Below are 15,700 nucleotides of genomic sequence, written 5' to 3'. Positions count from 1 at the left end.
GATCCTGTGTGGGTGCGCTGCTTGCCGGCATCAGAGGATGACCGTGCACTGGGCATCGGCCTCGATGAGGCCGGCCAGTTCCTCGTCGAGCGCCATGACGGTCAGCGTCGCGCCAACCATTTCGAGCGAGGTGAAGTAGTTGCCAACATAGGTCTTACGAACGCGCAGGCCCCGGGCGACGATCTCGCTCTCGATCGTATCGTTGAGAATATAGAGTTCGTTCAAGGGTGTTGCGCCCAGACCGGAGACAAGCACGGCCACCTCCGTGCCGGCCGGCAGGGCGTGATCGTCGAGCACGATCGTCACCATGTCCTTTGCCACATCCGCGGCCTTCTTCAGCGGCTCGACGCGGACGCCCGGCTCGCCGTGATGGCCGATCCCGACTTCCATCGTGCCCGGCTCGATCTGGAAATTCGGATGGCCGACGGCCGGCAGCGTGCAGGGACCGAGGCCGACGCCGATGGAGCGGCAGGCGTCGATCGCCTTCTGGGCCGTGGCGCGCACCTCCTCCAGGCTGGCGCCGGTCGCCGCCTTGGCGCCGCCGATCTTCCACATGAAGATTTCGCCCGCCACCCCGCGGCGCTTCTCCCGCTCGCTCGCCGGTGCCGAGCAGACATCGTCATTGGCAACAACCGTCGCCACCTCGATCCCATCCTTGGCAGCGAGCTTTGTGGCCATCTTCACGTTCATGTTGTCGCCGGCATAGTTGCCATAGAGCACGACGACGCCCTTGCCGCCATCGGCGGCCCGGATCGCATCGTGAAAGCTCTTGGCAGTGGGCGAAGAGAAAAGTTCGCCGACCGCCACGGCATCCAGCATGTTGCGGCCGGTATAGCCGATAAAGGCCGGCTCATGGCCGGAGCCGCCGCCGGTGATCACGCCCACCTTGCCGCTGACCGGCGCCGCCTTGGAGACGATCACGCGCGGGTTCTCCCCGAGGCGGACGAGGTCCGCATGTGCCTTCACGAATCCCTTCACCGTATCTTCGACCACGAGATCCGGGTCGTTCACAAAACGCTGCATGGTCACTCCTCCATTGGCCGGACCCGGCAACCGGTCCCCGCTTTTCCATTCGTCTCTGGCACCGTCCCGGCTCAACGCAGGCTGGCCCTGCAAGCCGCTCCCCGGCACCCGCATGAAATTTCTCACGCTGATGACTTTACAAATAACATTCATTGGTGGACAAATGTCAACATCAAGAGACGACAGATGATGAGGGTGCCTCGTCAAATGTTGATTGAGGAGGGGAGCGACGGCCTCGATCATGCCGTTCACCCTCACTTGACAAGAGACACAGATACCTGACAAATGTCAGGACGGAATGGCGGAGAGATCCGGAGGTGCCCAGGGAGGGGTGTCTCGCAACGGACGCTGCCGGGAGGAGACGACAGGTGACCACGCGACTGGACCGGCAGACCCTTTTTCTGGCAGCCATCAATGCGCTCGTCCTCGTTGCCGGCGCGTTTCTGGCGGGCGGCGGCTTCCTCGACAGCTACAATCTGCAGTCCATGGCCTCACAGGTGCCGGAACTGGGCCTCCTGGCGCTCGGCGTCATGCTGGCAATGATCTCCGGCAATGGCGGGATCGACCTTTCCGGCATCGCGCTTGCCAATCTCGCCGGCATCGTCGCCTTCAGCCTTGCTGGCACGATGGTGTCGGTCGACGAAGCGCCTGTCCTCTTCTCCTGGACCTTTGCCGCCCTTGCCCTGGTCATCGGCCTGGCCGGTGGCCTGCTCAACGGGATGATCATCGCCTATGCGCGGCTGACTCCCTTGATCGCCACGCTCGGGACGCAGCTGCTCTTCACCGGGCTCGCCATCTATCTCACCAACGGCTCGGCCGTCAGCCTCGGCTATATCGAGCCGCTCGACGACTTCGGCAATCTGCCGGTGCTGGGCGTGCCGCTCTGCTTCGCGCTCTTCCTTGCGATTGCTGCCGCCATCGGTTTCGTGCTGCTCTACACCCGCTTCGGGGTCCAGCTGCTGCTGCTCGGCAGCAATGCCAAGGCGGCGCGCTATGGCGGCATCAACGAACGGCGCCTGCTGCTCATCACCTACACGCTGGCCGGTCTGCTGGCGTCCGTCGCCGGCATCGTCATCGCCGCGCGCAATTCCTCGGTCAAGTGGGATTACGGCAGCTCCTACGTCCTGATCGCCATCCTCATCGCCGTGCTCGGCGGCGTTCGTCCGGAAGGCGGGCACGGCAAGGTGCTCTGCGTGCTGCTCGCCTCGACCGCGCTGCAGATCCTGTCGAGCCTGTTCAATTTCATGAACATCTCCAACTTTTTCCGCGATCTCGCCTGGGGCCTGCTGCTGCTGCTTCTGCTGGCTTCCGCCCGCGTCGATTTCACCTATTGGCTCAAGCCCAGCCGCCGCCCGGACAGCTAGGCGGCCGGCGCGCTGCCAACCGCGTGCCACACACATCATCCCACTCCGCCGCGGCAATGCGATCCGGCGGCCGAAGGGGAGGACCACAGCTTTGCTCGATCAATGGAGGAGACCAATGAGCATGATTACCAAACTTGCAGCCGGCACCATGCTGGCCGGCCTGATGGCCATGGGCGTCGCCCAGGCGGAAGACAAGCCGTCGATCGTCACCGTCGTCAAGGTGACCGGCGAAAACTGGTTCATCCGCATGGACGAGGGTGTCGTTGCCTATGGCAAGGACAATCCGAACGTCGATGCCAGCCAGATCGGCCCGGCCAAGGCCGATGCCGCCCAGCAGAGCCGCATCATCGAAGACCTCGTCGCCAAGAAGGTTTCGGCGATCGCCGTCGTGCCGATGGATCCGACGGCGCTGGAAGGCGTGCTCCGCCGCGCCGCCCAGCGTGGCATCAAGGTCATCACCCATGAAGGCGACAGCCTGAAGAACACCGATGTCGATATCGAGGCCTTCGACAACAAGGCCTTTGGCGCCCGCATCAACGAGAAGCTCGCCGGCTGCATGGGCAAGTCCGGCAAGTGGACGAGCTTCGTCGGCTCGCTCGGCAGCCTGACGCACAACCAGTGGGTCGACGCCGGCAAGGAAAATGCCAAACAGTATCCGGACATGGAGCTGGTGGCCGAGAAGAACGAATCCTTCAACGACGCCAACCGCGCCTATGAAAAGGCCAAGGAAATCCTGCGCAAGTACCCCGACATCAAGGGCTTCCAGGGTTCTTCCGCCATCGACGTCATCGGCATCGGCCGCGCGGTCGAGGAAGCCGGCCTGCAGGACAAGACCTGCGTCTTTGGTCTCGGCCTGCCGAAGGACACCGGTCCCTATCTCGAAACCGGTGCCGTCGACCAGATCTTCTTCTGGGATCCGAAGGATGCCGGCTACGTGATGAACAAGGTCGCCGACCTGGTTCTCAAGGGCGAGGAGATCAAGGACGGCATGGATCTCGGCGTCAACGGCTACAATAAGATGACCGTCACCAAGGGTCCGGGCAAGGGCATCATCATGCAGGGTCAGGCCTGGGTGGATGTCGATAAGTCCAACTACAAGAACTACCCGTTCTAAGACCCGACCGGGCACGGCGCTCCTTTCGCCGTGCCCACCCCCTCTTTGCTTCTGCGCGTCCACTCCGTCAGGAACGTCCGATGTCTGCCGTCACGCCCCTCGAAGCGGCGGGAAAACCGCCCTTCCTCGAGATCCGAAACATCAAGAAATCCTTCGGCGGCGTCCGCGCGCTGAAGGAGGTGAGCCTGGTGATCGAGGCCGGCAAGATCTACCACCTGATGGGGGAGAATGGCTGCGGCAAGTCGACCCTGATCAAGATTCTTTCCGGCGCCCAGACGGCGGATGAAGGCCAGATCCTCATCGATGGCCAGCCGACCGGCGCGGTTGCCGGCGATCTCGGTGCCATCGGCGCGCTCGCCGCCGGGATCGAGACCGTCTACCAGGACCTGTCGCTTCTGCCCAATCTCTCGGTCGTCGAGAATGTCGCCTTCTGCGAACAGTTGGTGGCCGCCTCCGGGCATCTCGCACGCCGGCTCGACCTTTCGACGCTGCACGCCACGGCGCGCCGGGCGCTTGCCGATGTGCATCTGCCGACCGACCGCGCCTTCCTCATGCGCCGCACCGACACGCTGCCGCTCGCCACGCGCCAGCTGGTGGCCATCGCGCGCGCCATCGCCTCCGAGGCGCGTCTCGTCATCATGGATGAGCCCACCACCTCGCTCACGCGGCAGGAGGTCGACAATCTGATCAAGGTCGTCGCCCGCCTCCAGGCCCGCGGTGTCGCGGTGCTCTTCGTCACCCACAAGCTGGAAGAGTGCAAGCAGATCGGCGGCCGCGCCATCATCATGCGCGACGGGCGCAAGGTGACCGAACTCGATGTCGCAACCCACAGCAAGGCCGAGTTCAGCCATTGGATGACCGGCCGCGAAATCAGCGAAATGCGCTACCGCACCGATCCGAAGCTCGGGCCCGTGCTGATGACGGTCGAAGGACTCGGACGATCCGGCGCATTTGCCGATGTCGATCTCTCGATCCGCAAGGGCGAAATCCTCGGCATCACCGGCCTGCTCGATTCCGGGCGCAACGAGCTCGCCCTGGCGCTCGCCGGCATCGCGCCGGCCTCCTCCGGCCGCATCCTGCTCGACGGCCAGGCGATCGCGCCACAAACGGCCGCCGAGTCCATCCGCCACGGCATCGCCTATGTGCCGGAGGACCGGCTGACGGAAGGCCTGTTCCTCGAAAAGCCGATCCAGGACAACATCACCCTGCCGATCCTCGACCGTCTGCGCAATGCCTTCGGCGTGATCAGCGCCGGCCGCGCGCGGCGCGTTGCCGAAGCCTCGATCCGCGACCTGCAGGTGGTGGCGCCCAACGTCGCACTGCCCGTGCAGTCGCTCTCGGGCGGCAACCAGCAGCGTGTCCTGATCGGCCGCTGGCTCACCATCGAGCCGCGCCTGCTGATTCTCCACGGGCCGACGGTCGGCGTCGATGTCGGCTCCAAGGATACGATCTTCCGCATCATCCAGCGGCTCGCCGATGGCGGCATGTCGGTGATCATCATCAGCGACGACCTGCCCGAGCTTCTGCAGAACTGCGACCGCATCCTCACCATGCGCCAGGGACGGATCATCGCCGAGGAAGCGGCGACCGCGATCGACGAGGACCATATCTACCGCGCCATGGCGGGCCATTCGAAGGAAACCGTGCAATGACCGAGGTGATGCCTGCGATCGAGGAAAGCCGCGCCCCGCGCGGCATCGGCCGGCGGCTCTGGGATCTCCTGGGCGACCGTCCGGAGCTGTTCACGCTGATGCTGGTCATCGCCACCTGCCTGGTGGTGTTCATCGCCAATCCGGACTTCTTCCAGATGAGCAATCTGGTCGATATCCTGCGCGCCTCCGTGGTGCGCGGCCTGTTCGCCATGGGCGTGCTGGTGGTGCTGGCGGCCGGCGGCATCGACGTGTCCTTCACCGCCATCGCAGCCTTTGTCATGTATGCGCTGACCATGCTGGTCATCAATGTGATGCCGGGCATGCCGCTGGCGGCCATTCTCGTCATTGCCGCGGCAGGCGGTGCCGGCTTCGGCGCGCTGAACGGGCTGCTGGTCCACAAGCTCGGCGCGCCCTCGCTGATCGTCACCATCGGCACGCAATATGTCTATCGCAGCTTCCTGCTGACCTTCGTCGGCACGGCGCTGTTCATGAACATTCCGGCCGGCATGGATGCGCTCGGCCGCGCCTCGCTCTACACCCATGTTTCGGCAAGCGGCGTGGCCTCCTCGCTGCCGGCCACCGTGCTGGTGCTGGCGGTGGCGGCGCTCGTCACCTGGTTCCTCCTCGAACGGACGCTCATGGGCCGGGCGATCTTCGCCGTCGGCGGCAGCCCGCTGATCGCCGAACGGCTCGGCATCAATCTCTTCACCGTGCGCGTCTTCGTCTTTGCCTATGCCGGCCTGCTGGCGGGAGTGGCCGGGGTCGTGCATGTGGCGAGCAACCGGCTGGCCAATCCCTTCGATCTTGCCGGCATGGAGCTCGAGATCATCGCCGCCGTGGTTCTCGGCGGGGCGCGGATCACCGGCGGCTCCGGCTCGGTCATCGGCACGCTGCTCGGCGTGCTGCTCATCACGCTCGTCAGCAACGTGCTGATCTTCGTCGGCATTCCGAGCACGCTGCAGCTGTTCATCGTCGGGCTGTTCATCCTGATTGCCGGCACGATCTTCACGCTGCGCAACCGGGGTTGAGGCTTTTCTTGTCTGGGAGGTTTTCGTGACTCATGATGTGTCCGTCGTCGGGCTCTATATTCTCGATGTGCTCGGCCGGCCGGTCGATGCCATTCCGTCCGGCGGCAATGTGGATTTCATCGACGAGATCCGCCTGACGGTTGCCGGCACGGCCGGCGGCACGGTGGTCGATCTGGCGAAGCTCGGGCTCAACTGCCTGGCGGTCGGTGCGGTCGGAGATGACGAGAAGGCCGATTTCGTGCTCTCGACGCTCGCGCGCCACGGCGTCGATACGCGCGAGATGCAGCGACTCGCGGGCGTGCCGACTTCCGCCACCATCCTCAACATCCGCCGCAACGGCGAGCGGCCGGCGCTGCATGCGCGCGGCGCCTCCGATCATTTCGAGATCGCGCAGGATCGGCTCGACGCGGTGCTGGCCGCTCCGATCGTCCATCTGGGCGGCACCGGCCTGCTGGCCAAGCTCGACGGCGAGCCGAGCCGGGCGCTGCTGGCCGCCGCCAAGGCGCGGGGCCGCATCACCACATTCGATCTTCTGGGCGCCAATGACGGTACGCTCGATTTGATCGAACCGCTCTTCCCGTTCATCGATTATTTCATGCCCTCGATCGAGGAAGCCCGGCAGATCTCCGGTGCCTCGGGCGTCGAGGAGGCCGGCCGCTTCTTCCTCGATCGCGGCGTCCAGCACTGCGTCTTCACGCTGGGCGGCGAGGGGGTCTGTTTCATGGGGGCTGACGGCACCGTGGTGCGCGAAGGGGCCTTCGCCATCGACGTGGTGGACACGACCGGCTGCGGCGATGCCTTCGATGCCGGCTTCATCGCCGCGCTGCATCACAAGATGGAGCTGCGCACCGCGCTGATGTTTGCCCAGGCCTCCGCCGCGCTGGTGGCGACAGGGCTCGGCTCGGATGCCGGCATCCGTTCCTTCGACGAGACCCGCGCCTTCATGGCCAGCGCACCGCGCAAGGCAGCCTGAGCCCGGGAGGCCCGCCCGCTCACTCGGCGAGCAGGCGGGTCGCCGTGCCCATGTCGGTGACGAGGTGGGTGGCGTAGCCGCCCTTCAGCACGGCGCGGATCGCCGTCGTCTTGTTCGCCCCGCCCGCCACGCAGAGACGCTTCGGCAGTCGGCTGAGATCCTCGAGCTCGATGCCGATGACGCGCCGGTCGAAGGCGCGGCTGATCTGGCGGCCCTCCCTGTCGAGGAAGCGGCAGATCAGCACGGCCACCGCTCCTTCCGCGGCATAGTCGTCGATTTCGGAATTGTCGGTCACATCGGCAATGCGCATGGTGCTGTCCGGCCCCAGCGCACCGACGCCGAAGACGATGAGATTGGCCTGGCTGATCCGCGCGAACTGGCGGCGCAGCACCGGTTCGCCCATCAGCGCATCGCGCAGCTCCGGCGAGCTCAGCACGGCGGGTGCCACCATGTTGACGCTGACGGCGGAAAGGTTGCGCGCCATGATGGCGGTGCAGAATTCGGCCGAAAAGGCGCGATTGCCGGCCGAAGCGCCGGTCACCTGCACGACGCTCAGGCCGTCGAGCGGCCGGGGAAGCTGCAGCGCTTCGGCGACAGCCAGCACGGTGCGCCCCCAGGACACGCAGATCGTGTCGCCCGGCTTGAGCAGCCGCTCGATCAGGCGTGCTCCGCCGGCGCCCAGCGCCTGCAGCGTCGCGGCATGGCTGTCATCGGCCTGCGCCGGCAGCACCATGGCCTGCTCCAGCCCGTAGCGTTCGGCCAGGCTGCGGGCAATGTCGGTGCGGGTGGCAACCTCGGCATTCATAAGAATGCGCACGATGCCGCGTTTGCGCGCTTCCTGGAGGTAATTGACGATGGTGGCGCGCGAAACGCCGAGCAGCTTGGCGATCTCGTGCTGCGTCAGCTGGTCTTCGTAATAGAGCCAGGCGGCCCAGACGATCGCGTCGTCGAACTCTGCCGGGATCGGCGGCGAAACGGATCCAAGGTCGTCGCGGGGCATGGGGGTCTTCCAGTGGGTTCTGCCTCTGACTGACACGAAACCCGACCTTGATCAACACGATCCAATTGCGGGTTGACTATTGTCAATGCTCTATAGCATTTGTAGAAGACCGGACGAAGCCGTAGGCTTTGCGATAGGCGCGCAGCAGCGGGTCAGCGAATAGGTGAGGGAGAGAGACATGCAGTCGAAATGGTCGGATGCCGAATTCCAGTCGGTGGTTTCCGGATATGAAGCGCGGGGCATCAACCGCGATGTGGCGATCCGCACCTATACGACCCGGCTGCTCGGCTCGGTGCCGCAGCTCGTTCTGCATGGCGGGGGCAATACCTCGGTCAAGACGGTGATGAACGACCATGACGGCACCCCGGTCGAGGTGCTCTGCGTCAAGGGCAGCGGCTGGGACATGGGCAAGATCGAGCCGGCGGGCTTGCCAGCGCTCCGGCTCGCACCGCTGAAGGCCATGGTCGAGTACGATCGCCTGAGCGACGACGACATGGTGATGCTGCAGCGCCGGCTGCTGCTCGATCCGTCGGCGCCGAACCCCTCGGTCGAGGCGATCCTCCATGCCATCCTCCCGTTCAAGCATGTCGACCACACCCATGCCAATGCGATCGTGGCCCTGACCAACCAGCCGAACGGCGAGGCGATCATCCGGGCGCTCTTCCCGGAAATGATCGTCGTTCCCTATGTCATGCCGGGCTTCGATCTTTCGAAGGCCTGCCTCAAGGCGTTTTCCGAGCGGCCGGATGCGCCGGGCATGATCCTGCTGAAGCACGGCATCTTCACCTGGTCGGACGATCCGCGCATTGCCTATGAGGCCATGATCGAAGCGATCGACCGGGCCGAGACGCGCATTGCACAGGGCAATCCGGCACCGTTCGGAACGCATGTGGCGCAGGGCGCGGCGCTGGCTCCGATCGCGGAGATCGCGCCCATCCTGCGCGGCGCGCTGGCCCTGCCGGGCGCGGAGGAGGGGCGGTTCCGCCGCTTCATCCTCGAACACCGCGTCAACGACGCCATCCTCGATTTCTGCGGCGCACCGAATGTCGCCGATCTCGTCCAGCGCGGCAATGCGACGCCGGAGCATGTCATCCACATCAAGCGCTATGGCGTTGCCCTGCCGGCCCCGCGGGCGGGCGCGCTCGACGTCTGGGCGGAACAGGCCCGCCAGGCCGTGGTCGACTATGCGGAGGCCTATCGCGCCTATTTCGCCCGCAACAATGCGCGCAGCGGCGGCGGCAAGACCATGCTCGATCCCATGCCGCGGGTCTTCTACATCGACGGCATCGGTCTCCTTGCCGCCGGCCCGACCCGGAAGGCCGCGCGGATCTCCGCCGATGTGGCGGAAGCGACCATCGAGGTCATCCGCGGCGCGGAAGGCATCGACCGCTTCGAGGCCTTGTCGGAGGAAGACCTGTTCGACATCGAATATTGGTCGCTGGAACAGGTCAAGCTCGCCAAGCAGGTGGAAAAGCCGCTGACCCGTCAGGTGGCCGTCATCACCGGGGGCGCGGGCGGCCTCGGCCTGGCGGTTGCCGAGCGGCTGAAGGCGGAGGGCGCGGAAGTCGCGCTGCTGGACGTCGATGCCGCGCGCGTGGAGAGCGAGGGGCGCCGCCTCGGCGGCCTCGGCATCGCCTGTGATCTCACCGATGCGCAGGCTGCCGCCGCGGCGATCGACCGGGTCGTCGAGGCCTATGGCGGGATCGATATCCTGATTTCCAATGCTGGCGCGGCCTTCCAGGGCGCGCTGCTCGACGTGCCCGACGATCGCTTCAAGGCTGCCTTCGATCTCAATTTCTGGAGCCATCATTATGTGGCGCGCGCGGCGGTGCGGCGGATGAAGGCGCAGGGAACGGGCGGCTCGATCGTCTTCAACGTCAGCAAGCAGGCGGTCAATCCGGGCGCGGAGTTCGGCCCCTACGGCACCTCCAAGGCGGCGCTGATGGCGCTGATGCGCCAATATGCGCTGGAACATGCCGCCGATGGCATCGCCGTCAATGCCGTCAATCCGGACCGCATCCGCACGGGGCTGATGACCGACGCCATGGTCGAAGAACGCGCCCGCGCCCGGGCGGTGACGCCCGAGGTCTATATGCGCGGCAACCTGCTGAAGCGGGAGGTGACCAGCGCCGATGTGGCGGAGGCCTTCCTTCATCTCGCCACCGCCCGCACATCCACCGGCGCCGTCCTCACCGTCGATGGCGGCAACGTCGCGGCCATGCTTCGCTAGGATGGTCGGGGTCGGGGTGGCGCTGCCTTCCCGACCCGCTTTCATGGGCCGGTGCGCCGGGTGGGTATCGGACGAGGGGATGCAATGCCATTGCGCCGGTCCGTTTGGCGCAAAACCAATTCGCGCTGAACCAGCACCGACGCAAATCCATTTCTCTATTAACATTATAGACTATGTAGTCTGTAGGTCCCATCAGCGATGCGAGAGGACCTGCCATGACACGCAAGATTAGACTGGGCGCATTCCTGCCGGGCGGCGGGCAGCACATCGCCTCCTGGCGCCATCCCGATCAGCCGGCCGACGGGGCGGTGAGCTACGCGTTTCACAAGCAGCTGGCGCTGACGGCCGAGCGCGGCCTGTTCGACGCCTATTTCCTGGCCGACAATCTGGCGATCGGCTTTGGTGGTGCGCGGGAAGGTGGCAATGCCAAGGTGGCGGGCTTCGAGCCGGTCACCCTCTTCTCCGCGCTCGCACCCTTCACGACGCATCTCGGCTTCATCGCCACTGCCTCGACCACTTATGAAGAGCCCTATACGACGGCGCGAAAGTTCGCCTCGCTCGATCTGATCTCGGGTGGCCGTGCAGGATGGAACGTGGTGACGACGACCGGCGACGCCACGGCCCAGAACTTCAACCGCGAAACGCAGCTGCCCCATGCAGAGCGCTACCGGCGCGCCAGCGAACATGTCGCGGTCGTCAAGGCGCTCTGGGACAGTTTCGAGGACGATGCCTTCCTGCGCGACAAGGAGAGCGGCGTCTTCTACGACCCGGCCAAATTGCACGAGGCCGATCACCGCGGCGCGCATTTCCAGGTGCGCGGCCCGCTCAATGTGGCGCGGTCGCCGCAGGGCCATCCGGTCGTCGTGCAGGCCGGGCAATCGGAGGATGGGCGCGGGCTGGCGGCGGAAACCGCCGAGGTCATCTTCACCGCCCACCAGCACATCGGGACCGCGCAGGCCTTCTACCGAGACATCAAGGCCCGCGCGCGCGCGCTCGGCCGCGACCCGGCCCATATTCTGGTCATGCCCGGCGTCTCTCCCTTCATCGGGCGGACGGAGGCGGAAGCGCGGGAAAAATACGACCGTCTGACCGGGCTGATCCTCGAGGAAGACGGCATCGGCCTCCTGAACGGCCTGACCGGCGGCACGCTGGATCTCCATGGATACGACCTTGATGGGCCCCTGCCGCCGGCACCGCCGACGGAGGGCATGAAGAGCCGTCAGGCGCTGATCCGCCAGATCGCCGACGAGAACCAGTTCTCGATCCGCCAGCTGTACCAGTGGGTCGCCTCGGCGCGGGGCCACTACACCGTGGTCGGCACGCCGGTGCAGATCGCCGATACGCTGCAGGACTGGTTCGAAAACGAGGCGGCGGACGGGTTCAACATTCTGCCGCCCTGGTTGCCGACAGGGCTTGAGGATTTCGTCGATCTGGTGATCCCCGAGCTGCAGCGGCGCGGCCTGTTCCGCACTGCCTATGAAGGGCGGACCCTGCGCGAAAACCTCGGCCTGCCGTTCCCCGTCAATCGCTGGGCCGCGCAGCCGCGGCTCCAGGCCGCCGAGTGAGGAGCGCGTGATGTCCGTCGACGATCTCCTCCAGGCCCGCGCCTTCGGTATCGGCGCCCAGTCCAGATCCACCGCCGACCCTTCCTGGCTGGCGGCTGCCGCGGGCGGCGCTGCGCCTTTGCTGCGGCGATACGGCCTCGTCCTTGCCTTTCTGGCACTCTGGCAGGCGTCCGCCACCTTCGGCTGGGTCAACCCCTCGGTCTTTCCGCCGCTCGATCGCATTCTCCTCGCCCTTTATCAGGGTCTCGCCAGCGGCGCGCTGCTCGATGACATTGCCATCAGCCTGCAGCGCTCCGGAATTGCCTTCGCCGCAGCCGTCGCGCTCGGCATTCCGCTCGGCCTGTTCATGGGCCAGGTGCGGGTCGTCGAAGAGGCGCTCGATCCGCTGCTGCAGTTCTTTCGCCAGACCTCGGCGCTGGCGCTCTATCCGGTCTTCATCCTTCTCCTTGGTCTTGGAGAAACCTCCAAGGTCTTCGTCATCTTCTGGGCAACGCTTTTCCCCATCCTGCTTGCCACGATCGGTGGGGTAAAACAGGTGGATGCCAGGCTGATCGAGATGGCGCGGACCTATGGCGCCGGCTCGCTTGCCATCTTCCGCCGCGTCGTGCTGCCGGCCTCCGTCCCGGCCATCTTCGTCGGCCTGCGGCTGTCCTCCACGACAGCGCTCCTCCTGCTGATCGCGGCCGAGATGATCGGCGCCAACAAGGGCATCGGCTTCCAGGTCATGAATGCCCAATACAATTTCCAGATCCCGCTGATGTTCGCCGCCATCCTGCTTCTGGCGATCCTGGGGCTGGCTGCCAATGCCGCGCTTGTTCTTCTGCAACGCCGCCTCTGCCGCTGGGCCTGACCGGCGCGACACGACCATTTTCCCTCAAGAGTTCTCTCAAAAGGTTTATCGCCATGACCCTTCATCCGCGCCTGCTTCTTCTCTCCGCCACGCTTGCCCTCGGGCTTGGCGGAACCCTTGCCCAGGCGGCCGACAGCGTGCCCTTCCGCTATCTGGCCAGCCAGGGCGGGCTCTCGGCCTATGAGCTTGCCGACGAGCTCGGCTATTTCAAGGACACCGGCATCACGCTCGAGAATGTCGGCTATGCCGCCGGCGGCCCGGCCTCGCTGATTGCGCTCGCCTCCGGCGATGTCGAGATCGGCAGCGCCGCCACCTCTGCCGTGCTCAACTCCATTGCCGGCGGCAATGATTTCGTCGCCGCCTATCCCTCAAACGGCATCAATGACGAGGTCCAATCGATCTTCTACGTGCCGGAAGACAGCCCGATCAGGACGATCAAGGACCTGGCCGGCAAGAGCATCGCCGTCAACACGCTCGGCGCCCATCTCGACTACACGGTGCGCGAAGCGCTGCATTCGGTCGGTCTGCCGTCCGATGCCGCCAATCTGGTGGTCGTGCCGGGCCCGCAGCTGGAGCAGGTGCTCCGCTCCGGCCAGGTGGATGTCTCTGCCTTCGGCTATTGGCAGACGACCTTCGAAGGCGCGGCCAGGAAGAACGGCGGTCTGCGCGCCGTCTTCGACGATACGGATGTGCTGGGCGAGATCGCCGGCGGCTTCATCGTGCTCCGGCGCGATTTCATTGCCGCCCATCCCGACCTCGCCAAGATCTTCGTCGAGCAGTCGCAGCGCGCGCTCGATTACGCGCGCGAGCATCCGGAGGAAACCAAGGTGATTTTCGCCAAGGCGCTTGCGGAGCGCGGCGAGAATCCCGACCTCGCCCAGTATTTCCGCGGCTTCGGCGTGCGCCCCGGCGGCAAGGCGGTAGACCGCGACCTGCAGTTCTGGATCGACGTGCTGGAGCGCGAAGGCAAGCTCAAGCCCGGCCAACTCGTGGCCAAGACCATTCTCTACAGCGCAGATTCGGCGAGCAACTGAAGGACCGGATCGATGGCCCTGCAACCTGCCGAGCGGGGGGAGGTGAGCCTGCGCCACCTCTCCAAGTCCTTCACCCTCAACGGCCGGCCGCTGCCGGTGCTGAAAGATCTCAGCCTGACCATCCGCCCCGGCGAGAGCCTGGCCATCGTCGGCGCCAGCGGCTCGGGAAAGACGACGCTGCTGCGCATCCTGGCCGGGCTCGAAGAGGCCGATGGCGGCGAGGTGCTGATCGATGGCCGGCCGACCTCCGGCGTCGGCCGCGAGCGGGCGGTCATCTTCCAGGAGCCCCGGCTTCTGCCCTGGTTGACGGTGATCGACAATATCGGCTTCGGCTTGGAAACGCAGGGCTTGCCGCGCGAGACGGCGCGCCGGACCGCGCAGCGCTATGTCGATCTCGTTGGCCTGAAAGGCTATGAAGCGGCCTATCCGCGTCAGCTTTCGGGCGGCATGGCCCAGCGGGTCGGCATTGCGCGGGCGCTGGCGGTCAAGCCGGAAATCCTGCTGCTCGACGAGCCGCTCGGCGCGCTCGATGCCATGACGAAGATCGGCATGCAGCAGGAACTCGCCCGCATCTGGCAGGAGGAGGCGGTCACCACGGTGCTCGTCACCCATGATCTCGAGGAGGCGATCTTCCTGTCGGATCGTATCCTCATCCTGCCGCGGGACAAGGGCGGCGCGCCACGGTTGATCGAGATCGACCTCCCCCGCCCGCGCGATCGCACCGCGCCTGCCTTCGTCCGCCAGCGCGAGACCCTGCTCGGCCTGTTCGGCCTGCACTGACGGGCGTCGCCCGTTGATCCGATCCAACCTTCAAGCCGAGCGCGCTGCGGGGCAGACGCGGGACCAAAACATGCTAGAGTAAGGCATGACTTGCCGAGTACGGCCCGTCGGGCCCGTGCTCGGCGCCATCGCGTCCGAGGAGATCGTCCATGAGCTGGAACCCCGCGCTGTCCCCCGGCTGCCCGGATGCGACGAGCCTGGATTCGATCGAAACTCTGATCATTCCGCGCTCGCGCGACATTGGCGGCTTCGAGGTTCGCCGCGCCTTGCCGGCGCCCAAGCGGCAGATGGTCGGGCCCTTCATCTTCTTCGACCAGGCCGGCCCTGCGGAGTTCCTCACAGGCAAGGGTATCGACGTGCAGCCGCATCCCCATATCGGGCTCGGCACCGTCACCTATCTCTTCCGCGGCGACCTGCATCATCGAGACAGCATCGGCTCCGACCAGATCATCCGCCCCGGCGCCTTGAACTGGATGGTGGCCGGCCGCGGCGTTTCACATTCGGAGCGGACATCGCAGGCCGGGCGCCAGGGGCCGCACAGCCTCTTTGCCATCCAGACCTGGTTGGCATTGCCGGAGCAGCATGAAGACATGGCGCCGCTCTTCGAGCATCACGGCGAAGACAGCCTGCCGATGATCGAAGACGAAGGCGTGTCCGTGCGCCTGATCCTTGGCACAGCCTACGGGGCGAAGGCGCCGGCCACGCTGTTTTCCGAGACCTTCTATGCCGATGTTCGCCTGGAGCCCGGCCGCCGCTTCCCCATGCCCGACGAGCACGAGGATCGCGGTCTCTATATCGTCGACGGGTCGGTCTCGATCGCCGGCCAGACCTTCGATGCGCCGCAGATGATGGTGCTGCGCCCCGGCGATCGCATCACGGTGGAGGCGGGGGCGCGCGGGGCGCGGCTGATGATCCTCGGCGGCGCGACGCTCGGTGGTCCCCGCCACATCTGGTGGAACTTCGTCTCCTCCTCGCGCGAGCGGCTGGAGGCCGCCAAGGAAGACTGGAGGGCGCAGAACTGGGGCCAGGGCCTGTTCGACCTGCCGGTCGATGATCACGACGAATTCGTGCCGCTGCCCGGCTGAGA

13 protein-coding genes are annotated in these 15,700 nt (G+C 65.8%); 11 read left to right on the top strand and 2 right to left on the bottom strand.

What is annotated here, in order from left to right:
• Nucleotides 1-30: 30 nt before the first annotated feature.
• Complete coding sequence (locus tag U8330_RS15620; RefSeq protein ID WP_323106174.1) at nt 31-1,023, bottom strand: dihydroxyacetone kinase subunit DhaK; 993 nt, start codon at nt 1,021-1,023, stop codon at nt 31-33.
• Nucleotides 1,024-1,391: 368 nt separating this feature from the next.
• On the opposite strand from U8330_RS15620, the gene U8330_RS15615 reads away from it, so the two are divergent.
• The 5 genes from U8330_RS15615 to U8330_RS15595 all read left to right on the top strand — a co-directional run bounded on the left by U8330_RS15615 (nt 1,392) and on the right by U8330_RS15595 (nt 7,154).
• Nucleotides 1,392-2,387: an ABC transporter permease gene (locus tag U8330_RS15615; protein ID WP_323106173.1), complete on the top strand. Its 996-nt coding sequence runs from the start codon at nt 1,392-1,394 to the stop codon at nt 2,385-2,387.
• A 115-nt stretch (nt 2,388-2,502) separates the two neighbouring features.
• Nucleotides 2,503-3,501, top strand: coding sequence for a substrate-binding domain-containing protein (locus U8330_RS15610; RefSeq protein WP_323106172.1), 999 nt, complete (start codon nt 2,503-2,505; stop codon nt 3,499-3,501).
• Nucleotides 3,502-3,581: 80 nt separating this feature from the next.
• Nucleotides 3,582-5,153: a sugar ABC transporter ATP-binding protein gene (locus U8330_RS15605; RefSeq protein ID WP_323106171.1), complete on the top strand. Its 1,572-nt coding sequence runs from the start codon at nt 3,582-3,584 to the stop codon at nt 5,151-5,153.
• Complete coding sequence (locus U8330_RS15600) at nt 5,150-6,181, top strand: ABC transporter permease (RefSeq protein ID WP_323106170.1); 1,032 nt, start codon at nt 5,150-5,152, stop codon at nt 6,179-6,181. The genes U8330_RS15605 and U8330_RS15600 overlap by 4 nt, the downstream gene beginning before the upstream one ends.
• A 25-nt stretch (nt 6,182-6,206) precedes the next feature.
• The gene (locus U8330_RS15595) at nt 6,207-7,154 is read left to right on the top strand and encodes a sugar kinase (protein ID WP_323106169.1); all 948 of its coding nucleotides are present in this window, start codon (nt 6,207-6,209) and stop codon (nt 7,152-7,154) included.
• Nucleotides 7,155-7,173: 19 nt separating this feature from the next.
• On the opposite strand, the gene U8330_RS15590 is transcribed toward U8330_RS15595, so the two are convergent.
• Nucleotides 7,174-8,154 carry a sugar-binding transcriptional regulator gene (locus U8330_RS15590; protein ID WP_323106168.1) on the bottom strand — a complete coding sequence of 327 codons (981 nt, stop codon included), beginning with the start codon at nt 8,152-8,154 and terminating at the stop codon, nt 7,174-7,176.
• Nucleotides 8,155-8,332: 178 nt separating this feature from the next.
• Here U8330_RS15590 and U8330_RS15585 point away from each other — a divergent pair, with 178 nt between their 5' ends.
• The 6 genes from U8330_RS15585 (at nt 8,333) to U8330_RS15560 (ending at nt 15,698) form a co-directional block, all read left to right on the top strand.
• On the top strand, nt 8,333-10,384 hold the full coding sequence (locus U8330_RS15585) for a bifunctional aldolase/short-chain dehydrogenase (protein ID WP_323106167.1): 2,052 nt from the start codon (nt 8,333-8,335) through the stop codon (nt 10,382-10,384).
• Between the two features lie 215 nt (nt 10,385-10,599).
• Nucleotides 10,600-11,949: an LLM class flavin-dependent oxidoreductase gene (locus tag U8330_RS15580; RefSeq protein ID WP_323106166.1), complete on the top strand. Its 1,350-nt coding sequence runs from the start codon at nt 10,600-10,602 to the stop codon at nt 11,947-11,949.
• Between the two features lie 10 nt (nt 11,950-11,959).
• A complete protein-coding gene (locus U8330_RS15575) occupies nt 11,960-12,799 on the top strand; it encodes an ABC transporter permease (protein WP_323106165.1) in 840 nt (279 codons plus the stop codon).
• Nucleotides 12,800-12,852: 53 nt separating this feature from the next.
• Nucleotides 12,853-13,833 (top strand): ABC transporter substrate-binding protein, encoded by a 981-nt coding sequence (locus U8330_RS15570; RefSeq protein WP_323106164.1) that lies wholly within the window; start codon nt 12,853-12,855, stop codon nt 13,831-13,833.
• Nucleotides 13,834-13,845: 12 nt separating this feature from the next.
• On the top strand, nt 13,846-14,613 hold the full coding sequence (locus tag U8330_RS15565) for an ABC transporter ATP-binding protein (RefSeq protein ID WP_323106163.1): 768 nt from the start codon (nt 13,846-13,848) through the stop codon (nt 14,611-14,613).
• A 149-nt stretch (nt 14,614-14,762) separates the two neighbouring features.
• Entirely contained in the window at nt 14,763-15,698 is a 936-nt protein-coding gene (locus U8330_RS15560) for a pirin family protein (protein WP_323106162.1), read from the top strand.
• Nucleotides 15,699-15,700: the final 2 nt, after the last annotated feature.

Origin of the sequence: Rhizobium sp. CC-YZS058 (genome assembly GCF_034720595.1) — a bacterium.
Lineage (GTDB): Bacteria > Pseudomonadota > Alphaproteobacteria > Rhizobiales > Rhizobiaceae > Ferranicluibacter.
This window is presented reverse-complemented; position numbering and strand designations above follow the sequence as displayed.